Origin of the sequence: Psychrobacter pacificensis (genome assembly GCF_018336615.1) — a bacterium.
In the GTDB taxonomy this organism is placed as follows: Bacteria; Pseudomonadota; Gammaproteobacteria; order Pseudomonadales; family Moraxellaceae; genus Psychrobacter; species Psychrobacter pacificensis.
Map to the genome: position 1 here is coordinate 15,398 of NZ_CP048753.1, position 22,213 is coordinate 37,610.

A 22,213-nucleotide genomic window follows, 5' to 3' on the forward strand; every position below is an offset into this window, starting at 1 on the left:
AGCTTGTTTTAGGTAGACAAATACCTTGTATATGACGAAAAATTATAAAATTTTTCGTCATATATGTTATATTAGTTAAAACCAAACAAATAGGTTAGGATATGACACCTGAAGAAATGCAGGGTTTTCAAGACAAGCTTAGGCAAGACTTTGGCCATACAATCAGGGTACGCGTTGAAAAACCGCTGACACCAGAGGAGCGTGAGGCTTTAATCAATCATATTAGATACACAAGAAATGATTTCAACGCCTCTATTGAGATTATTGAGCCCATTCCTATTGACTTTGATTTTGAGGTATTGCCTTTTGAAGAAGAGATTCAAAAGCCTATACAATCCCCTCAAAATGCAAGCTCAGATGCCAGTAGTACAACATCCGATAAAAAAGACGATAGCAACTGGGTTTATGGACCGAATTGGATTGTGCTACAAAACAGATTATTAAACGCGATTACAGATTTGACGCATAACGAGAGACGACTGATCATGCTTTTATCGCCAAAGGTTCGAGCTGCCGTTGATAAAAATGCTAATCAGCGGACGTTTATGTTGACAGCTTCAGAGTTTGCCAAAGAATATGGGCTCGAAAAAGATGGTACATACCAGCTGCTAAGTGAGTTATCGGATAGTTTGCTACAAAAAGCGTTTTGGTTTTATGATTTCAAAGCAGATGAGGTCGTCAATAGAAAAGGTAGCAGTTGGGTTGCTGAGTGTGAGTATCTAAAGGGTCAAGGGCGAATAGCGGTGACGTTGACAGATACAGTGACTGAGATGTTAACTGTATTTGATAAGTCAAATACGTTCACGAAGTACGAGAGGCGCTATATCGTGGAGCTGGGCTCTTACGGTATTTTAATGTTCGAGCTTGTCAGTAGCTGTTTACACTTGCAGAGTGGTAAAAAAGCGTACTCAGTTGCGTATCTGCGCCAAAAATTCAACTGCACAGACAAGTATGGAAAAATCACAGACTTTAAAACTAAGGTCTTAGATAAAGCCATAGCAGAGGTTGAGAAGCACACACCGCTGAAGGTTAGCTATACAGAAAACAAAATCGGCCGAGAAATCAGTGAAATCGTGTTTTGTATTCGGGACACCAGCAGTACAAGCCTTGAAGATATTGTCAAAGTGTTTAGTCCAGCTGAGATTAAAAAATATGGTTGGAAACTTAAAGACAAGCATGAGGTAGTTAGTAATTTTCCTCAATCGATTAAAACGCCGGTTGAGACACAAAAAGAGATCGAGGCGCGTATGGCAAAACCTGAATACTACGCAGAGTATGTGCGCTACTTAAAAAAATTAACCGACTTTGATGAAAAGCTACATATAAAAAATATGCTCAAAAGAGCCAATTAACAGCGCTTTAACCTCACTTGTGACGCACACATCAAAGGGAGTCGATGATAGTGAACTCGTGCGGTCTCTTATGCAAGGCATATTATAGGATTTAGTAGGGAGTATTATGAGCAAGGTTAGCTATAAAATAGACGAATTATCGCCACTAACTGCTAAGTAGTAAGCAGATTCAGAGCATCTAGCCACGCTTAGCGATGACGACATTGATTTATCGGACATTCCAGAAGTCACCGACTGGTCAGGCGCGATCCGTGGCAGTATCAAATCTCAAGCGTTGTCTACGGAAACCAGTGTCATTAGCCCAAGTATCCTTGCCAAATTCAAGGACAGAGCTAAGCAAACAGGCGGTAACTATCAAGACATGATCAACGATGCCCTAGAAGAATACCTAACCGATCACTAGGCATTAAATAACAAGCACATGACCTCAAGACGACTTGGGGTTTTTTTACACCTTGCATTGTAGTATGTTGTATATTGTATTATACTATATACAACATACTACAATGCACTATCAAGGAATACAAAATCATGGCACTCACCACACAAGATATTCATGCAGCAGCTGACCGATTACAGGAGCAAGGGATAAAGCCGACACTGGCAGAGGTGCGTAAGGCGCTAGGCGGTGGCTCATTCACTACCATTAGTGATGCGATGCAGAGTTGGAAGCGAGAACAGCAGGAAGAGCAAGAGCTGCAACAAGTGGATTTACCTAGCGGTATCACTGAACGCTTGCACACGCTTGGCGCTGATATGTGGCAGACAGCTATTGATATGGCGAACGATAGGCTGTCTAAGGAGCGTGAAGCTCTAGAGGTGGTTAAGGTTAAGGCACAAGCAGAGACGGACGAAGCGCAAGAAGCAGTTAAAACCTTAGAGGGTGAACAAGCAGATCTACTACAGCAGCTGGACGAAGTGGCCACTACTGCGGAGACAGCAACTAAAGCGGCTCAGCAAGCCACAGCTGACCATGATGCTACCAAACAGACGCTATCAGATACTAAGCATCAATTAGAGCTTGAACGAACTAAAGCAGAAACAGCACAATCACAGCTTGTAGAGACACGTAGCGCATTAGATAAGCAATCTGTAGAGCTTACTAGTAGTCTTGGTGAGGTAGCCACGCTTAAAGCTACAGCTGATAGCGATAAAGCAGAGATTGCACGTTTAAAGGCGGAGCTTAAAGCCACTAAGTCAGAGCTAAAGACGGTCACAGCTGAACGCAATGAGATACAAACTGCTACCGCAGAGATCAAAGGAGAGCTAAAGGCGGTAACCTTTGAACGTGATAAGCTATCAGGACTTTATGAGCAGCTGACTCAAATACAGGCTAAACTTGAAGCTGAACATAGTATATTGAATAAGCAATATGGCGAGCTATCGAGCCGTCACCTATCAGAACAAGAACAAGTGACTGTGTTACAAAATAAACTCAAGAAAGCTCAAGATAATCTAATACTTATTCAAAACAAAGATAACGCCTTGGATGTTGATTAAATAAAAGTATTCAAGGTTCCAAGATAAAGAATAGTTATGAGCTAGGAAGAGACTTTACCTAAAGCGTAGATCTCGTTCTATTCACACTAAGCTTATGAATCAACTATGACAATATCGACTCACTGAATAAATGACTGTTGTATAAGAACTATTCTAAATTTTTCTCTGAAGTCTAATAGTATATAGCCTAGTGGGCTATATACTATTTAAATTAGCCTAAGTAAGTTCCGATGCTGATTTTGGAGCCTTGAGCAGATTTCAAGGAACACTCACCCTAAAGCATCTATGAGTATTTTCTAGCATACTCACAAACACTTTAGTGCATTCCTTGGATTTGATGTGATTAGTCATGCCGACTTCATCGCCCATCGCGTCATCAAGACCGTATCACTGTATCAAGCTACGGTTGTTAAGATTACGGCTGATAGCACCGCCTAGACACGCTCTTAACCGCTACTGTGCTGTCATACGCTAGCAAGGGCAATACACCCAATATACCGCTACGATATGCACAAATAACCACTCATTGCGTTGCTCAATATGTCTAGAACCCCCTGTCGAGAGCTTTACCCTTCTGTCAAACGCAGTCGTCGCCTTAGCCTGCCACCCATTTGACGGGTAACGGTTATAAAGAGAGCAGCACGAGGATGTAACGAGCGAACAAGCGGTTTTTAAAATGTATAGTGAATAAGGTTGATATGAAAGCAAATTTTGGATAAAATGCACCTACACGGGCATTTAATGCTGTTCAAATAACGCAGTTCAGGTGCTTATTTGTTCGTTACAGTGTGCGTCAACACGCTGTAACCGTTAGCTATATTTAAAACTAAATGCCTCTGGGAGTCAACTCCCAGAGGCATTTTTTTGTTTGTCATGTAGATTGGGTTTTTATTATCTACTTTTTCATTAGATTGCTTAGGCTTTTTTTGTCGTCATTTAGCGTAGGTATTTCAACCATTTTGAAGTTAGCACTTAGTACATCCTCACAAGACGTTAAGTTTCTGACAATACTGGGATAGTTTACTATGAAGACCGGCTTAGTCGTCAGATGCAAGGTTTTACACGCGCTGTTAAGAAGCGGTAAATCATCTTTCTGAGAGAATACGATAATGAAAAGACAAACCTACACTCCTGAGATTAAAGAACGCGCCGTTCGTATGCTGATTGAAGCATTAAACGATTACACCTTTATGTGGTCATGTCATAAAAAGCACACTAATGAAACTATACTAACCAACATTCAAGACTAAGCTACACATACTAAAGAGCTTGAACATGAGAACAAGAAGCTTACGTAAGCCAGTTAGATTACAGTAAAATCCGCTTTTTTCGCCCAAGGAGAGATAGGACACACAATCAAGTTGTGGCTCAGTTTATTGATAAAAATAAGTGGGTCTACGGTATTAGAGCAATATTGACTGTGCAATATAGAAAATATGCAATAAACTTATTTTCTACCTTTAATAAAATGCAGCAACCTAAACAAGGGTAAATTATGAGTAATTCAGATAACCACAGTCATCAAGCTCCAGACCCTAAAAATATGAATAAAGCTTTTTATATTGGGATTGGTCTAAATTCTGCATTTACGCTCATCGAGTTTATAGTGGGCTATTCAACTAATTCATTAGCTTTAATCGCAGACGCTAGCCACAACTTAAGTGATGTTGCCAGTTTAATAATCTCGTTAATTGGAATGAAATTAGCACAGAAAGCATCTACTACGCTTTATACCTATGGCTACAAAAAAGCTTCTATAATGGCGTCTCTTATTAACGCCATATTGTTAGTTACAATCGTTATAGGTATTGCGTATGAGGCCTTGGGTCGATTTGATACGATACCGGAAGTTGCAGGAAAAGTTATTATTATTACAGCTCTAATAGGTGTATTTATAAATACTGTTTCTGCTTTTGCATTCTACAAAGGTCAAAAAGACGATATTAATATCAAAGGTGCTTTCTTGCATCTAATGGTAGATGCATTGGTCTCTTTAGGTGTCGTTATCTCGGGCATTATTATTTACTATACAAGTTGGAATATCGTTGATCCTCTAGTTAGCTTGATTATTTCAGTCGTTATACTGTTATCGACTTGGGGTCTACTAAAAGAGAGTATCAAGCTTGCTATCGACGGAGTACCTCAAAATGTTGATCTCAGTAAAATCACTGCTATCTTAGAGAGCTATAATTTTATTCAAAACTTTCATCATTTACATATCTGGGCTTTGAGTACCACTGAGAATGCTCTTACAGTTCATATTGTACCGAAGACCGATATAACGTTTGAAGAGACTATTACTATGAAAGAAAACATCAAGGAAGATTTGGCGCATCAGAATATACAACATGCAACTATTGAATTTGGTACTAAGGCAGATGACAATCAAAAATCGCGTGCATTAAATGAAAGTATCAACTAAAAGATGATAGACCGTATATAGCTATCTCTTTTTAAGTATGAGGCGCGTGCCTTATGTCAACATAATTTTTTCAATCAGTTCTTATGTGATCAATAGTTTAAAACTTTTATATTTACGTGCGTTAGGACGTTACCTAGAAAAAATAAAAAACTTACGCTGATTAAATTATTATGATTAAGTTTACTATTACCCTCGTCTTCTAAGTGTGGTTAGACCTTTGCCAAAATAGCTTATTAGTAATAACAGGGTTATTATTATCAAGATAGGATAATTTCCCATAAGCATAAAGGGCGTGTTACCAACCCGTGCCTGTATCTCACCACGTAGTACAGTACGCTCAAACTGCGGTGCGCGTTTTACAATACGACCTTTATGGTTAATGATAGCGGTAACACCAGTATTGGTCGCTCGAATAAACCAGCGCCCGTTCTCAAGCGCGCGCATTTGTACCATTTGCAAATGTTGCAATGGTCCTGCTGAAGTGCCAAACCAGGCATCGTTAGAGACGGTCAACAAAAAGTCAGTATCGATGGCATTTTTACGCGTGGTATCTGGATAAGCTACCTCATAACAGATAGCCGTCCCTATATTGTGTCCACGCACCTTTAGAGGTGACTGCTGATCACTACCACGACTATAGCTCTTAATATCCTGACTACCGGCCAAACTTGGGAAAATATCGAGCACGCCTTCAAATGGAATATACTCTCCAAAAGGCACTAGACGCTGCTTCTTGTATAGGCCTTCCGCTTCTACACCTCGAGCAATCACGCTATTGTAAAATGGGGGATACTTATCCGTACTGGCATTGAATGCCGCTTTATCCTTATAAGGGATACCAGTTATCCATGTCGTATTGGTCGCATTAGCCATTTCTATCATTTCACTAATAAAGCCCGCAGCCTCATCCTGAAACATAGGAATAGATGATTCAGGCCACACCACCACATCACGTCCCCACTCAGTGCGTGTTAACTTCGCATAAATCTTTAGCGTTTCTACTTGATACTTAGTCAGCCACTTTATATCTTGTGAAATATTACCTTGAATCAATGACACTGACAGATCAGGTGTGCCCTTAGGTTTTGTCCATTGCGGATTGACCAGCCATAATGATGTGCTAATGGCTAATAACAGTACAGAAACGATGGCATAACTACTGCGCCGAAGCAGTAGCTCTACTAAACTTGCAGCCAATAGTATGGCAACAAAAGAGACGGAAAAAACACCAGCAACGGGTGCTAAGGACGATAACCAATACTCTTCAGTAAATGCATAACCAACAAACAGCCACGGAAAGCCTGTGAATAACCAAGTTTTTAACCATTCTTGTAGCACCCAAAGAGCAGCAAATGAAAAGGGTTGTTTGCCTACCATACGGTTAAAGACTAGTGCTAACAATCCATGAAACAGTCCCATACCGAGACCCATCAATGCAATCATAATCAATGCGAGCCACGTTGGTGTATCGCTATAATCATGGATAGCAGTATAGAGCCAAAAGCCGCCGACGCACCATAGCCCCATACCGTAAGCTTCACCGATAATAAAAGCGCGACGACCACTCATACTTGTCACCAACAGCGCATATAAAATCGCTGGTGATACTATTGCTAGCGGCCAAAACCCATAAGGCGCTAGCGAAAATAAAAAAATAGCCCCTGCAAGCCATGCTGCTACTAGCGTAAGCGATAGCGGTAATTGATTTAAGTGAGTACTCAAACGCTTTTGTAGATTAATAGTAGACAGGCGCATCGCAAATTATCCAAAATTATGAGTTTTGAATTTTTAGTCAAAATCCAAAACTCGGATAGACCTGTTAATACTACAGGCAGCATTTCAAAATGAAAACTGCTTATGATACCAGTCCGCACTGCTCAATGGATAAATTTACGTACTCCGTTTGATGGGTTATTATGCTACATTACCAAACGATATGAAGTGTTACTTGACCTTCTATAGCTCACAATATCTACAGTACATGAGAGAGCACTATGACCCCCTTAAAAATAAAATCCAGTCTTATATTCAATCGTTATCTGTCTAAGGGGTTGCGTAGTACGTTAGTATTACTTGCCGCCTCATCACTATTTGCTTGTAGCCAACCGAGTAGTGGCGTATCTGATGCAAGCACAACATCGGCATCAACTGAAGATGTTTTGGCTGTTCCAAAGACAGCTGAACCAAACGTTATAAATACTCCTATGATGACATCAGTAAATAAACCAGACCTACTAAAAAACGTCTCAGCCACTGTCTATAAAGATGCCAATTGCGGCTGCTGTAAAGAATGGATAAGTCATGCAGAAGATAATGGTCTAAGTGCAACCGCGCAAGATGTTGCGGACTTAGCCGTATTTAAAGAGCGCTACAGCGTTCCAAATGAAATGCGTTCTTGCCATACTGTAGTCACTACTGATGGTTACGTCTTTGAAGGTCATGTACCCGCTAAATATATGGCGCAGTTTTTAGAAAATCCGCCAGTACAAGCTATGGGTCTTGCCGTACCTGGCATGCCTGTTGGTAGCCAGGTATGGAGTATCAAAATAAATTCATGCCCTATCAGGTTATGCAGCTCAATAAAGACGGGACGACCCAAGTTTATGCTGATATTGAATCGGTAGAGCAGCAATTATAGTGTGTTAGCAGTTAAGAATACTTTGATTATAGTGTTAGCGTTAAAAGTAAATGAGGCAGGTATAAGACTGTTCTATTGCTTATAAAATGATTCTTCATCAAAAAAATCATTAGCTATTGCGACTTTAAAAGCAAAAATAACTTTGAATTTGTAACTTTTGATGACAATGTAAGCGGATTTATCGGTTATTAACCCTTAAAATAGATAAATAATTAAGGGTTAATACAAGAATATACAGGATGTATCGAAACAATTACGTAATATTACATAAGCCAGTAGGGAATTAACATCTATATTAATATTATAAATTATTATATTATCTTAATAATTAGTTAGACCCTATATAGGGTAATTACTTCATCCAATAGAAAAACGTCTGAGGGTTAAATCTAAATTATAGATTTAACCCTCAGACGTTTTTTTGCTTATAAAACAGTAGAAATTGTGGTCAATCTAGTCAGCTATATTCTGTACATGTTACACAAACTTACATTGTAAAATGTGGGATATTAGCAATTTTTTCGACATCAAAAAAGTATTTTTGGGGTTTTTAAGGGGAATGACAGGCTAAACAACCTATGCTAAAGTCGGCTTTGTGTTTTGGTCAGCAGCTTGATTTGTAACAGCTTCGTAAGACTTCAATGAGCTGTGATCGCCAATAATCATTTTTTATATGAATAATATGCAGCAGAAGTATCAGTCACTATGACATATATATACTTGAGTTATTGAGATTTAATTGACTGCGCTGTTGTTGATAACAGACGATTTTGAATTAACCGTAGGTATTAGATTTATGAAACAGGCTTTATTGATTTTGTCAGTACTGGGTATGGGCATAGCACAAACGAGTGGTGCTGCTATCACAATCTCTCAAACAAATAATACCATCACCAATACTTCTGTGGCATCAAACTACGGTTCATCAAAAAACATCTATAGCACCAAAAGTGGTGCTTATGTTTCTAATAATGATGAAATTAGTCAAGCAATTAGCAACCTAAGTGCGCAGGCCAAGCAAAAAGAGAATCAGCTTTCATCATTAAACAGCCGCTTATACGCTGAAAAACAACAGCAGCAAGTCAATAAGGTTCCTGATAGCAATTCAGCACCCGCTATCGCTGCTGCTCGCGCCTCAAAAGTGGCTCTATCTAGCAGCTCTGGATACTGTGCCCGTTACGTACGTAAAGCACTACAATCAGCTGGTTATGAATTTACACCCAATCCTTCAGCCTATCAGTACGCCACTCGTGGCACACTTGAGAAAGCAGGTTTCAGCAAAATCAGCAATGATATGCCAACCCAAGTAGGTGATGTTATTGTCTATGATCGCTCATCAAAGCGTCCACATGGCCATATTCAAATTTTCGATGGTACAAATTGGATTTCTGACTTCCGTCAGAACAGTATCAGCCCATACAGTGGTGTCTATGCTTATACGACATGGCGTGATTCAAAATATGTGGATGACGCATCCGCATCAGATCGTAATATCTACCTTGCTATGAATGATAAATAAGACCTGAGAAGTCAGCACAACATATTTATTGCTTTTCTCCAACCCAGTAGTGATCTTACTATCATTGCTGGGTTTTTTTGTGCTTAACATCAGGGCGTATTTAACCTTTCATGATTTGATCCGTCAGAAATGAACACTACTGATATCATTACTCATGACAGGAGTTATCGACAAGCGCGTTTAAAATGCCACATGATGACGCTGGTGCACTACTTGCACATTTCTGGCGTAAAACGGTCAAGTGATGCTTTAAGTGCATCAGTTCTTCCATTCGTATTTCCACAGCATGAATGTGCTCATCTAGCAAGTTATTCACATCGCCGCAGTCCTTGTCAGGCGACTCCCAGTATTCAAGTAAGATTCGCACATCATCTAAAGCCATATCGAGCGTACGGCAATGTAGGATAAATTGTAGACGCTCAATGTGCTCTTCATTATATAAACGATAATTCCCTTCGCTACGAAAAGGCTCGGGTAATAAACGCTCTTTTTCATAATAGCGAATGGTTTCTACTGTGGCACCTGTGCGTTTAGCGAGCTCACCAATTTTGATTGTCATAACAACCTCTATGATTTAAATAATTAAAGTGGCTGTAAAGACTAGCGCTAGAGAAATTAAAATTACGAAACTGTAGATAAATAACCTTGACTCTAAAGCCACTATAGGGTTCATAATATCATTATTCAAAGGGTAAATTATTATGAAATATCATATTGAAGGTATGGACTGTGCCAGTTGCATCGGCAAGATTGAAACAGCTTTGAAACGTATGCCTGGGGTTTCTGATGTTCAGCTGAATTTCGCTACAGAAACGCTAGAGCTAAATTTAGCCCCTGGTGCGCCGACTCAGGCTAGTGATATCGAAAAAACAATCAAAAGCCTAGGGTTCGGTATATCTGCCAATACTGGTCAACAAACTGTATCGGCTATTGATATTGACAGCGACAATCAGATGGCTCCGCAGGATAAGCGGTGGTGGCAAACTCAAAAAGGCAAACAGGTTGTTGGTCTCGGTATTTTGATGGGCAGCGCTTATGCACTGTCACTACTGTTCCCCGCTTATGGGATATGGGTGTTTGCCATCGCTGTGATTGTAGGCGTTTTTCCATTTGCACGCAAAGCCTTAGCACTGGCTAAAACAGGTTCATTCTTTTCAATTGAAACGCTGATGTCCGTCGCCGTGCTTGGCGCACTTATCATTGGTGAAGCTGAAGAGGCCGCAGCGGTTGTCTTTTTGTTCTCAATCGGTGAACTGTTTGAGAGTATCGCTGCTGATCGCGCTCGCGCTGGCATCAGAGCCTTATCATCGCTGGTTCCGAAAAGTGCGATTTTACTTGATGCTCAAGGTGGGCAGCGTAACGTTCCAGCGACTTCACTACAAGTGAATGACCTTGTGCTGGTGCGTCCTGGAGATAGGGTATCTGCTGATGGTTCCATTGTTCAAGGTGCGTCCAGCCTTGATGATTCGCCCGTGACGGGAGAGTCTGTTCCTGTTGCCAAGACGATGGGTGACAATGTATTTGCAGGGTCAATTAACATCGATGGTGTGCTCCAAGTGCGCGTAGAAAAGACAGCCGCCGATAACACTATTTCGCGCATTATTGATTTGGTAGAGCAAGCGCAAGCTTCCAAAGCACCCACTGCCCGTTTTATTGAGAAATTCAGTCGTTACTATACACCGGCTGTGATGGCTATTGCCGCCCTAATTATCATCGTCCCACCGTTAACCATGGGCGGAGATTGGTCAACTTGGTTATATCGAGGTCTAGCCTTATTATTGATCGCTTGTCCTTGTGCTCTTGTGCTCTCAACACCAGCTGCTATCGCCTCTGGTCTAGCGGTCGGTGCGCGCCGCGGCTTGCTGATCAAGGGCGGTAGTGCTTTAGAAACCATCGGCCAAGTGAAGACAGTCGCTTTTGACAAGACAGGCACTTTAACTGAAGGCAAACCACGCGTGACCGATGTTGTTGACATTACACAAGAGTATTCAAGTGTTCAAGGTCAGGATTCTCAGGATCAGGGTTCTCAAGGTAAAGATAAGGTATTGGCGCTCTTTGCCAGTGTGGAGACAGGTTCTAGTCACCCGCTTGCTGAAGCTATTGTCAGTCATGCCAAAGCCGCCAAAGTTGTCATACCTGTGGCTTCTAAAGCTTCTGCTACTGCGGGTAAAGCGGTACACGCAACTATCGCTGGGCGCGCGGTAGCTATCGGTTCGCCTGTTTATGCCGCAGATGAGGCATCAATTTCAGCCGAGCAACAGGCACAAATCGAGGCGCTGCAAAATGAGGGCAAGACCGTCTCAGTTCTTTTCGATGAGCAAAGTCGAGAAGTGCTTGGATTGGTCGCACTAAGAGACGAGTTACGAGACGACGCTCATGAAGGTGTGGCTCAACTTAAAGCGATGGGTGTGCGCTCCGTCATGCTAACAGGCGACAACCGCTTAACCGCTCAAGCACTTGCCAGTAATTTAGACGTGGAATGGGAAGCTGAGCTGTTGCCTGAGGACAAACTGCGCTTGCTTAACGAGATGAAGAATAACAGCAAAATAGCGATGGTGGGTGATGGTATTAACGATGCGCCAGCACTAGCAACCGCTGATGTTGGCATCGCGATGGGTGGTGGTACCGATGTGGCCATTGAGACGGCCGATATCGCATTATTAAAAAGTCGTGTTACAGACATGGCCCATCTGATTGCACTTTCGCGTGCCACCATGCGCAACATTCATCAGAACGTCATTTTCGCTTTAGGTCTCAAAGGCGTCTTTCTGATCACGACCGTATTCGGCATTACTGGACTATGGATTGCGGTTCTAGCTGATGCTGGAGCAACAGTGCTCGTTACTCTCAATGCGTTACGTTTACTGCGCTTTAAAGGCGCGCCTCCACTGGTAACTCCGCCTAAAGTAGTTAAATAAAACCCTTCGAAATCAATTAAAAACTAGAGATAGCAGCAGATTTCGGGGGTGGGTTCTAATAATAAAAATTCCACCGCCACAGTAAACTGCAACCGCATTAGAGTAAATAAGGTTAGACCGTATGTTGATTACAGAATTGGGCTATTTTGCCTTGCTTACCGCTTTTGTACTGGCGTTATTGCAGGTAATTCTGCCAACTATTGGTGTTATTCGTAACCAAGTTGCTTGGCAACGACTAGCCCCTAGCCTAGCTTGGGCACAGTTTGCCGCCATGATAACGTCATTTGGCGCTTTGATAGCAGGTTTTTATTATAATGATTTTAGCCTCAGTTACGTCGCGCAGCATTCTAATACGCTGTTGCCTTGGTACTATAAGTTATCGGCGACATGGGGCGGACACGAGGGCTCTTTGCTGCTATGGATGACCATCATGGCCACATGGTGTGCACTGGTATCATACTTTAGTCGCGGCTTGCCGTTATCAATGCGTGCGCGGGTATTAGTTATTTTGGCCGGTGTACAGTTAATGATGCTAACGATGCTGATATTTACCTCGTCACCGTTTGAGCGTACCTTACCCAATCTAGCGGTCGATGGCGCTGATTTAAATCCTGTCCTACAAGATTTCGGTCTGATTATTCATCCGCCCATGTTATATATGGGCTATGTGGGTATGGTAGTACCTTTTGCATTTTGTATGGCGGCATTGTGGGAAGGGCGTTTAGATGCTGCTTGGACACGCTGGTCACGTCCATGGGCGCTCGCGGCTTGGGGATTTTTGACCATTGGTATTGCACTGGGCTCGTGGTGGGCCTACTACGAGCTTGGCTGGGGCGGTTGGTGGTTTTGGGATCCGGTAGAGAATGCCTCGTTTATGCCTTGGCTTGTCGGCTTAGCATTGCTGCATTCATTAGCAGTCACTGAAAAGCGCGGGGTGTTTAAAGCATGGACCATCATGCTGGCTATTTTCGCCTTTGCCTTAAGCTTGCTTGGCACGTTCCTGGTACGCTCTGGAGTCCTTACCTCAGTGCATTCGTTTGCCGCTGATCCGACGCGTGGTTTGGTCATCTTAGCTATTCTTGGCATTATCATCGGTAGTGGTCTATTAATGTTTGCCGTTCGCGGTTGGCGTTTAACCGTTGAAAGTCAATATCAGCTGATTTCACGTGAGTCCTTTTTAGTGATCAATAACGCCATCATTTTGATTGCAACCTTAGTGGTGCTGCTCGGCACCCTTTACCCTATTATCGCTGATGCTTTTGGTTTAGGACAAGTGTCCGTTGGCCCTCCTTATTTTAATGCATTATTTGTACCTTTAACGTGGCTGTTATTAATAGCTATGGGTATGGGCTCTAATATTCGCTGGAAACAAGATAAGCGTCCGTTACTAGGGGTGGGTATCGCCATTGCCGCTAGTAGTATCGTATTGGCTGCTATTATCGCCTACTTTACCAGTCCATCTGCTATGTTCAATATTGGCGTGACTTTAGCGGTGAGCTTTTGGGTACTGCTATGGATGATCGTTGACTTTAGAGACAAAACCAAGAACGCCCCTAATTTCTTTAAAGGTCTGCGTCAGCTGCGTCTTAGCTATTGGGGTCAACAGACTGCTCATATTGGCGTATTGGTTGCTGTCATTGGCATAGCCTTTACTAGTAGCCTGAGTATTGAGCGTGACGTAGCAATGGGTATTGGCGATACAGTCAATGTTCAAGGTTACGATTTTGAAGTAACTGAATTTTTTGAAATAAAGGGTAGTAACTTTGATGCAACGCAAGCGCAAGTGGTGGTATCCAAAGACGGTCGTGAAGTGGCGAAACTGACTCCAGAAAAGCGTACTTATATTATCAGCACGATGCCAACAACTGAAGCTGCTATTGACCCCAGTCTTATGCGCGATGTTTATGTCGCACTGGGCGAACCTATTGCCGATGGTAGTAACCAATGGGCATTAAGGATTTATGTAAAACCATTAATTCGCTGGATTTGGTTAGGGGCAATTATCATGGCTCTAGGTGGATTAATTAGTATGCTTGATAAACGATACCGCATCAAAAAAATTAAAGCTCCGTTGCTAGTTACTGGTAGTTTGGCTACTTATGGAGTCAATGAGGTAGCTATTGAGCAGGCAATCTCAGTATCGACGATGTCGACACTAAAGGAGAAATAAATGACTATGTCGAATAATACTCCTGAGCAAAAAGATAGCCAAAACAGTAAGCAGCGTAACCCAAAGACAATGAAAAAAAAGCAGACGAAGCTATGGTTCTTAATTCCGCTTATCCTCTTTTTTGGTTTGGTAGTTATATTGTACATGCGCTTAGGTAAACCAACAGACATTGTGACCAATACCGCTCTTGAGCGTCCGGTTCCTACCTTTGAGCTGCCGTTATTAGCAGATACTACCCGTACTATCACCAATGATAATTTGCCGGATAAGCCGTTTTTACTTAATGTTTGGGGCTCATGGTGCCCAACTTGCGTTATTGAGCATCCGTTTTTAATGCAACTAGAAGAGCGCGGCGTTGATATCGTTGGTGTGAATTATAAGGATGAGATTGGTAATGCGCTCAGTTACTTAAACCGAGGCGGTGATCCATTTTCTATGTCTATTCAGGATTCATTGGGTCAGTTTGCTCTAGACTTAGGCATAACTGGTGCGCCCGAAACCTTTGTTGTGGATGGAGATGGCATCATTCGTCAGCATATTGTTGGTGAGATTAATGAAGCCAATTGGCAACAGCGTGTTAAGCCGTGCCTGACAGTACTTAATAAGGCTAATAAGAACAACGATAGTCCTGATCTCATTCAGGTTGAGGAGATGTGCAAATGAACGCTACTCGAATAAGAGCTCCTCAACTAAAACCCAATATAGTTTTAAAACTAGCAAGCTTAATACTAGCGTGTCTGCTTAACATGACGGCAAACGCAGCTATTGACGTATACGATTTTGACTCACCACAGCAAGAAGCTCAGTATCGTGGATTAATAGAAGAGTTTCGCTGCCCAAAATGCCAAAATCAAAACCTTGCAGCCTCTGATGCACCGATTGCACAGGATCTAAAGCAAAAAGTCTATGATTTAATTAAAGATAGACGTAGTGATGCTGAAATACGCGTCTATATGCAAGAGCGCTACGGTGACTTTATTAGCTACAAGCCGCCTATGCGACCATCAACATGGATCCTATGGTTTTTTCCACCACTATTATTGCTCGTCTTAATTATTGGTTGGTTTTGGCAAAGTAAGCGTCGCCAAGTTGTTGCCCGTGGTCAAAGCGGCGTCACAGTGAACAGTACTGCTGCCTTGACCTCTACGGAAAAGGCTGAGCTTGATCGTCTATTATCGCAAGCTGAGAGTGTCGACCACGACATTACTAGCCTAGAGGACAAAAAATGACTCTATTTTCTACTTTTGGCTTATTTGTAACTCTAAGCTTGCTGATTGCTCTTATATTTGCGCTGATTGCTATTATGCCATGGCTACGAGCACCGCGTTTGCAGTCCAAACCAATAGACAATCAACTGCTAGATATTAATGTTGCAGTATTTCGCGAACGTTTAGCTGAGCTACAAACAGATAAAGACAGCGGTACTATTAATAATAGCCATTATCAAAATCAAAAGCTGGAACTGGAGCGTCAGCTATTAGATGTGCAGCGTCAGATAACACCTATGGTCACCCCTGATGTCAAAAGCCGTTTAATTGTCGCAGCTTGGATCCCAATATTGGCTGCAATGGCGTATTTACTAATAGGCAATCGTACGCCCGTGTTTGATTTGTGGACAGCTGAGGACAAAGTAGGACAAGTGGCTGACGACCTATTGACAGCTAAAATTGACAAGCCGCCATCATGGGCGTTTGAAGATGGTCGTCAACTGATTAGCGCCATGCAAACCAATGTTCATCGTAATGCTGATGATCCTAATCGCTGGATGCGCCTATCCGAGCTTTTCTTATCTATGGAGGCAACTGATTCTGCGCTGGAAGCCTTATCTCGTGCCTATCGTTTAGCTCCTGAAAATGAAGAAATCGCCACCACTTATGCTCAGACTAGCTTTTTCGTTAATGAAGGTCAGTTAGACGCCAATATTCGCCGTGTATTACAAGCTATATTAGCTAAGAATCCGCAGCATGAACGGGCTCAAATGCTCATGGCAATGGGTGAGACTCGTAGTAGTAACTTTGCCCAAGCGCAAGGTTGGATTAAACGCTTACAAGGCAGCATTGTGGCCAAACCAGGTGATCATACTAAAGCTTTAGCAAGCTTAGATGAGTTAAGCAACTACGTTAGCACGCAAGAAAAGCAAGCGCTAGAAGGTATTGACGTGACAGTGAAAATTAACGCTAATTTATTACCGTTAGTGAAAGCTGATGATGTGTTGTTTGTTGCGATACGTGACGTTAAAGGAGGTCCACCGTTTGCCGCCAAACGTTTACCCATTAGTATTATCAAGCAAGGTGAGGCTAGTATCCGCTTAAGCAATCTTGATGCGATGATGCCAGATCGCACGTTAAATTCAGCTCGTAGTGACAAAACTCAGTTAGCAGTCGTTGCTCGTATTAGTCATAGCGGTAATGCCATAGCAGAGTCAGGCGACTTATCGGGTAATCCTATAGTGATTAGCGCTGAACAGACTCAGGTTAATGTTGAAATCAATCAACAGATTCCCTAATAAAAAATTATTACCGTAAGTTTCATAACACCAGAGCGGTAAGTGGAGCCGTTTATAAAAGTGGCGCGATTAATAGTCGTATACCAAAAACATATACGTTTAACATTGTTCATTGTATAAACACAGATAAAGAAAACAACTATGACTGAATCTACCGACAGATTAGATAGTACTAAATTGAATAGCGTTGAATCGGCTAGTACTAATATTGCTGACAATAAAGTACCTATAGCTGTGAGTAGTACTCATCAATCGATTGACTCTAAAACCATGAATCATACGCCTAAAGCTATGTACGTGACTTCAGGCAACTCAATAACACCTAAAGATAAGTTGGACAAAATGCCAAAAATGGTTGCCAATGGCAGTCGCGCTTTTATCTGGTATTTGTTGGCGATAATGGTATTAATACTTGATCAATGGACTAAGTGGTTGGCCCAAACCACATTAGCGTTCAATGACCCCGTACCGGTCATTGAACCATTTCTCAACTGGACACTCGCTTATAACTATGGGGCAGCATTTAGCTTTTTAGCCAACGCTGGCGGTTGGCAGAAATGGTTTTTCTCAGGCTTAGCTTTTGTAATGGCTATCTTTTTAACGGTTTATTTAATCAAAGCGCCACGTGCAGCCAAGCTATTATCTATGGGGTTGGCCTTAATGCTTGGTGGTGCGATTGGCAACTTAATCGATCGTTTAAGAATTGGTAAAGTGGTTGACTTTATCCATGTGCATTATGCTGATGTCTGGAATTATCCTCTTTTCAATGTTGCAGATATAGGTGTCTGTGTCGGTGTAGCGTTGATTATAATTGATATGATATTTTTGGAAAGTAAGCGTAATGAATAAACAAGTGAATATTGATCAGTACAAATAAAAAGAACTAGCGTCATAGTCACTCTATACGGAAAAATACTTTTTATACTTGAGTATGTTTATAAAATGTGAACTGGAAGGTAATGTATGACTGGTATAGGTACTCACTCATTTTAGGTCTTAAAACCCAATACTTAAAAGCTCTGCGTAGAGCCATTATTATAGAGACATTGAATAATCCATAAATTCTTTATTGATAATAACAAAAGGAAAATATAGTGTCACAGGCTCAGCCAACTATTGAAAAAATTCACAGCCTTAGAAAAAAACAAGAGACCGCGTTAAAAAGTCTTACCCTTATAGGCTACCTAGAAGGCACCTCTTTCTTATTATTGCTCTTCATCGCCATGCCACTAAAATATATGCTGGATATTCCAGAAGGTGTGAAATACATCGGTATGGCACACGGTATTTTGTTTATTACCTATATCATAATACTTATAGGCTCAGCTATCAAAATGAAAATGCCTCTTTGGGCAATACCTGCGGGCGTACTCGGCTCACTCTTACCTTTTGGCCCATTTATATTCGATCATTTACTAAAAAATAACTTACAGAAAAGTGTAAGTAAAGAAGCCTAGAACAAGCTCTGCTACAAATGATACAAATGATACAAACGTATATTATTACTCAAGATTATTTTTCCTAACTAAATTACAAGCCGCCATCACTCATCATGGCGACAAATGAATAATATTGAGCAGAAATTAATCACAATAAAACTTTGATTCAGACCCAGTATGAATAGTCTTACACTCTAGTTACTTTTCCAACTTATCTTACATACTATCGACAAACCCGTCTTGTTTAAAAGCTAAACAGGTTTTGTCATCCGCGATGGATTTCCTGTTATCGTAGGGTATGCCTCAAAGGTACTACCTAATTAGGTTCACTTATCAACTAATAGACCACTTAAAATAGACTGATATGATGGAACTACTTTTGACAGACTACTTTAGGTGATTGTGTTTACTAAACCATATCTGAAGGCTTTCACCGAAAAGTAAGACGATAAGCGTGCTGAAAAAGAGTCTATACAGCCCGCTTTAGATTATGGCCATTCTCACTAAATATGATCATAAATACTCAAAATACTCAAAATACTCAAAATACTCAAAATACTCAAAATACTCAAAATACTCAAAATACTCAAAATACTCAAAATACTCAAAATACTCAAAATACTCAAAATATTGTCAAAAATAGCTTGAACTCTTGTCAACTGAATCGTTTTTACATGTCTTTACTTAAAACATTTTAAATACTTAATTTCAATACTTAGTGTTGAATAAAAAAGCTATACCTAAGCTGCTACTGATGACTAACTACTTTTTTAATACGCGATAAACGGTAGCTACCCCAACACCAACTGCCTTAGCTACTTCCTCTTTTGTCATATTGTTTTGACTGTTTAATTCTATAATACGATTATGTTTCGTTGTATTAGGCTTTTTACCAGTGGGCTTATAGCCACTGTTAGCCAATCCCTGCTTGATACGCTCTCTACGCTTGTCGTTATCAAGCTTTGCCATTGTGGCTAATAAGTCGATTAACATATCGTTGATCACCCTGAGAATATCCCCGGTCATACCTTCACTGACCGTATGCGTGGTTGGTAGATCAGCTACCACCAATCGTAAGCCCTTGTCTTTAATGCGCTGCTTTAAGATTGCAAAATCATCTTGAGATAGCCTGCTTAATCTATCCACACTTTCAACCAGTAGAATATCTCCTTCTTCAGCGTCATTGAGTAACAGAGTGAGTGCGGGTCTATCGAGCTTCGTACCACTGAAATGCTCAATATATTCAGCATAGCTATCATCGTAGCTTTTGCTAAAGCTAATCAAGTCAGATAAGGCTCTCTTAGCGTCTTGATCCTTAGTGCTTGCTCTCACATAAATACGAACGCTCATAACACTACCTCTATTATTTAGACTCAATAAATAATGTTCATTGATAATATCAAGATATTACTATCATTTAATAATAGAAACAAGTCTAATGATAGCTAGGTTATCGTTTGGGGGTTTTACTGTTAAGGTATAGTCTAATGGTAGATTGTCAGGCGCTTTCACTGGTTCGGTTCCCTAGTGAGGACTTGAATATTAAGCTATCCTCTATGTCCTATTCTCAATTGAGTTTTTATGTCTAATATACTAAGTAATGAACCTATAATACAATACGAACCACAGAGCCTACGTCCAATAGTAGCTACTATTGGAGTACTTTTTAAAGATGGAAAGGTGCTTTTAGTACGCCGTGCTAACCCACCCGATGCAGGTCGATGGGGTTTTCCCGGTGGTAAAATTGAACGTGGGGAAACTGTTAAAGATGCTGCCGTTCGTGAACTTTATGAAGAGACAAGCATTGTATCAAAAGCCTTTAAGACATTTAACGCTGTAGACGCGTTTGACTTTGATAGTAGTGGTAAGCTGCGTCACCATTTTGTTCTTGTAGCCGTACTTTGTATTTGGGTTTCTGGTGATCCTCTAGCAGGTGATGACGCCCTAGAAGCTAGATTTTTCGATATTGAAGATTTGATCAATGCAGATTTAGCCCTTAGCTTAGATGTTAAAGAAATAGCATTACAAGCAGCTGAGTTACTCTAAAAAGTAAGAAAGTTCGATATTCTATACCCCAGGGGGAGGGTGTAAATAATTCTGTGTAAATACAGTTGAGAGTGTAAATAAAACTGTATTTACACAGAATTATTTACACCCTCCCAGTAACAGCCGATGTAGCCTTACGTTTGCACGATGCTTTAGGTATTAGTGCTGATTTACTCATGCGCGTTCAATCAAAGTACTCTCTTTGGATCGAATCGCAAAAACAACGTCCACAAATTCAGCCATTTTTTGCGAGTTGTTAGTGGTTTGACCCACTAACAACTAACACGTTGGCTATTCATTGAGTAAATCCTAAACTCAACTAATTCTTTTATTTATCAGGCAACCATTTTTCGACATTCGACGGCACATTCACGGCAAGCATCAGCACATTGCTGGCAGTATTGATGCTCATGTTGGCTACATTCATCTGCACAGTATTCACAAACCTTGGCACAAAGCTCACAAATTTCTTTCATAAAAGGAGATTCTGTTTGCTGCATACGAGCACAGAGCTGACAAATATCTGCACAATCTAGACAACGCTGAATACATTCTCGCATCATCTCCAGATTTTCTTCTTTTAGACAGGCATTTGCACAACTGGCACAGGTAAGGTAACAGTTCATACATGCCTTTGCGCAATCTGAAAATTGGATATCGTTCATCATACTTCCCTAAAGTCAATTGATTTAGGAATAGGCTAATCAAAAAAAAAGATATACACTAGGACGATTATGTAAGGGAAAGTAAAATAGTCATAGATTTTGTTAAATGGTTTTAGGAGAGTGTAAATGCAGTGTCGATGAAGGACTGCATGAGCTGCTTTTGAAAGTCTTTGATGTCATCGAAGCTTTTCATGCTGCTGGCCATTTGCTCAGCCAGTTTCTTGATGTCAGATTGGTTAGTCATTGCTTATTCTCCTGTTAGTGGATTATAAGCAGTTACACAAAGTTTGGGAAACTCTCATGGAAATTGCCTTTTGAGTTTGAAGCAATGTACAATGATAAGATTAACCCGTTAGGTCAGGTGGCCTAACTTAAATAAAAAGTCTCCGACAAACCCGGTACGGTTCACTATCTATTGTTATTCTTACCTGAAATTGATGTGAGCTTATAGAGACAAGGTAAATTTGCAAAAGTGCCGGCTATTCAGTGTTCATTGAATGTTTAATTTAATTTATTAAGCTTGACCTTGGAGTGGCTCTAAGCCTTATACTTGGTACAAATTTTTCGGTTGTTATGATGATGCGTTCTACTACATGGATTACAGTCTTGGTTGGATTGTTCATGTTCCAAAGCTTTTGGAATGTGGCGGCGGCCTTTTGTGTCCATGAACAACAGCCTCAATCACAGCAGAGTTATCATTTTGGTCATCACCAAAATACCTTGTGTGCCAGCGATAGTCGTCAACACGATCATAATGGACAGTCAGAAAACATAAAAACATTCAGTAGCGATTTAGAAATCGGTGAAGATCATCAAGATCATCTACCATCGATGATGCATTTGATTGTACAAAATGAAAAAGTAGATGTGTTTCATCCAAGCTCTGAAGTTAAAGTGAATCCACAATTTCATTGGAAAAACAGCTATCAGGCTCCTGACCTGTTTCAACAAAGCCTACCTCCCGAATTTTCCCCGCTCATGGTGGGGTAGCCTAAAACATTCCCACCACTTTTATTATTTAAATAAGTGGGAAAAATC

Annotated in this window: 18 protein-coding genes and 2 pseudogenes; 15 read left to right on the forward strand and 5 right to left on the reverse strand. The window is 41.0% G+C overall.

What is annotated here, in order from left to right:
• The first annotated feature begins 101 nt into the window (after positions 1-101).
• The 4 genes from GYK50_RS12575 (at position 102) to GYK50_RS12585 (ending at position 5,274) form a co-directional block, all read left to right on the forward strand.
• Entirely contained in the window at positions 102-1,352 is a 1,251-nt protein-coding gene (locus GYK50_RS12575; protein ID WP_181718483.1) for a replication initiation protein, read from the forward strand.
• Between the two features lie 274 nt (positions 1,353-1,626).
• The gene (locus GYK50_RS12935) at positions 1,627-1,755 is read left to right on the forward strand and encodes a BrnA antitoxin family protein (RefSeq protein WP_143007432.1); all 129 of its coding nucleotides are present in this window, start codon (positions 1,627-1,629) and stop codon (positions 1,753-1,755) included.
• A 128-nt stretch (positions 1,756-1,883) separates the two neighbouring features.
• On the forward strand, positions 1,884-2,852 hold the full coding sequence (locus GYK50_RS12580; protein ID WP_058025952.1) for a DNA-binding protein: 969 nt from the start codon (positions 1,884-1,886) through the stop codon (positions 2,850-2,852).
• A 1,495-nt stretch (positions 2,853-4,347) separates the two neighbouring features.
• The gene (locus GYK50_RS12585; protein WP_093071121.1) at positions 4,348-5,274 is read left to right on the forward strand and encodes a cation diffusion facilitator family transporter; all 927 of its coding nucleotides are present in this window, start codon (positions 4,348-4,350) and stop codon (positions 5,272-5,274) included.
• 186 nt (positions 5,275-5,460) lie between these two features.
• Here the strand turns inward: GYK50_RS12585 and lnt are convergent, their stop codons facing one another.
• Positions 5,461-7,029 (reverse strand): apolipoprotein N-acyltransferase, encoded by a 1,569-nt coding sequence (gene lnt / locus GYK50_RS12590; RefSeq protein WP_058025954.1) that lies wholly within the window; start codon positions 7,027-7,029, stop codon positions 5,461-5,463.
• A gap of 239 nt (positions 7,030-7,268) precedes the next feature.
• Between lnt and GYK50_RS12595 the strand changes: the two are divergent.
• Together GYK50_RS12595 and GYK50_RS12600 are read left to right on the forward strand one after the other, a co-directional pair.
• Positions 7,269-7,912 (forward strand): annotated as a pseudogene (locus GYK50_RS12595) (DUF411 domain-containing protein).
• A 796-nt stretch (positions 7,913-8,708) separates the two neighbouring features.
• Positions 8,709-9,431, forward strand: a complete 723-nt coding sequence (locus GYK50_RS12600; RefSeq protein WP_093071128.1) for a CHAP domain-containing protein — start codon at positions 8,709-8,711, stop codon at positions 9,429-9,431.
• A gap of 148 nt (positions 9,432-9,579) precedes the next feature.
• On the opposite strand, the gene cadR is transcribed toward GYK50_RS12600, so the two are convergent.
• Positions 9,580-9,990, reverse strand: coding sequence for a Cd(II)/Pb(II)-responsive transcriptional regulator (cadR, locus tag GYK50_RS12605; RefSeq protein ID WP_007394845.1), 411 nt, complete (start codon positions 9,988-9,990; stop codon positions 9,580-9,582).
• A 142-nt stretch (positions 9,991-10,132) separates the two neighbouring features.
• Here cadR and GYK50_RS12610 point away from each other — a divergent pair, with 142 nt between their 5' ends.
• The 7 genes from GYK50_RS12610 to GYK50_RS12640 all read left to right on the forward strand — a co-directional run bounded on the left by GYK50_RS12610 (position 10,133) and on the right by GYK50_RS12640 (position 18,482).
• Positions 10,133-12,349: a heavy metal translocating P-type ATPase gene (locus GYK50_RS12610; protein ID WP_212564571.1), complete on the forward strand. Its 2,217-nt coding sequence runs from the start codon at positions 10,133-10,135 to the stop codon at positions 12,347-12,349.
• 121 nt (positions 12,350-12,470) lie between these two features.
• Positions 12,471-14,519 (forward strand): heme lyase CcmF/NrfE family subunit, encoded by a 2,049-nt coding sequence (locus GYK50_RS12615; protein ID WP_212564572.1) that lies wholly within the window; start codon positions 12,471-12,473, stop codon positions 14,517-14,519.
• Positions 14,520-15,182, forward strand: coding sequence for a DsbE family thiol:disulfide interchange protein (locus tag GYK50_RS12620; protein ID WP_011513682.1), 663 nt, complete (start codon positions 14,520-14,522; stop codon positions 15,180-15,182).
• 83 nt (positions 15,183-15,265) lie between these two features.
• Complete coding sequence (locus tag GYK50_RS12625; protein ID WP_020443538.1) at positions 15,266-15,748, forward strand: cytochrome c-type biogenesis protein; 483 nt, start codon at positions 15,266-15,268, stop codon at positions 15,746-15,748.
• On the forward strand, positions 15,745-17,025 hold the full coding sequence (gene ccmI, locus GYK50_RS12630) for a c-type cytochrome biogenesis protein CcmI (RefSeq protein WP_025643930.1): 1,281 nt from the start codon (positions 15,745-15,747) through the stop codon (positions 17,023-17,025). Before GYK50_RS12625 ends, ccmI begins: the two co-directional genes overlap by 4 nt.
• A 141-nt stretch (positions 17,026-17,166) precedes the next feature.
• The gene (gene lspA, locus GYK50_RS12635) at positions 17,167-17,874 is read left to right on the forward strand and encodes a signal peptidase II (protein WP_071001646.1); all 708 of its coding nucleotides are present in this window, start codon (positions 17,167-17,169) and stop codon (positions 17,872-17,874) included.
• A gap of 245 nt (positions 17,875-18,119) precedes the next feature.
• Positions 18,120-18,482 (forward strand): DUF3817 domain-containing protein, encoded by a 363-nt coding sequence (locus tag GYK50_RS12640; RefSeq protein ID WP_087813587.1) that lies wholly within the window; start codon positions 18,120-18,122, stop codon positions 18,480-18,482.
• A gap of 744 nt (positions 18,483-19,226) precedes the next feature.
• Here GYK50_RS12640 and GYK50_RS12645 read toward each other — a convergent pair.
• Positions 19,227-19,814, reverse strand: coding sequence for a recombinase family protein (locus GYK50_RS12645; protein WP_101204374.1), 588 nt, complete (start codon positions 19,812-19,814; stop codon positions 19,227-19,229).
• A gap of 231 nt (positions 19,815-20,045) precedes the next feature.
• Here GYK50_RS12645 and GYK50_RS12650 point away from each other — a divergent pair, with 231 nt between their 5' ends.
• Complete coding sequence (locus tag GYK50_RS12650; protein WP_007115209.1) at positions 20,046-20,510, forward strand: NUDIX hydrolase; 465 nt, start codon at positions 20,046-20,048, stop codon at positions 20,508-20,510.
• A 335-nt stretch (positions 20,511-20,845) separates the two neighbouring features.
• Here the strand turns inward: GYK50_RS12650 and GYK50_RS12655 are convergent, their stop codons facing one another.
• The gene (locus GYK50_RS12655; protein WP_093071101.1) at positions 20,846-21,175 is read right to left on the reverse strand and encodes a four-helix bundle copper-binding protein; all 330 of its coding nucleotides are present in this window, start codon (positions 21,173-21,175) and stop codon (positions 20,846-20,848) included.
• Between the two features lie 127 nt (positions 21,176-21,302).
• Positions 21,303-21,419 (reverse strand): annotated as a pseudogene (locus GYK50_RS12660) (transposase); the annotation flags it as partial.
• Positions 21,420-21,796: 377 nt separating this feature from the next.
• On the opposite strand from GYK50_RS12660, the gene GYK50_RS12665 reads away from it, so the two are divergent.
• Entirely contained in the window at positions 21,797-22,165 is a 369-nt protein-coding gene (locus GYK50_RS12665; RefSeq protein ID WP_025644124.1) for a cation efflux protein, CzcI-like, read from the forward strand.
• Positions 22,166-22,213: the final 48 nt, after the last annotated feature.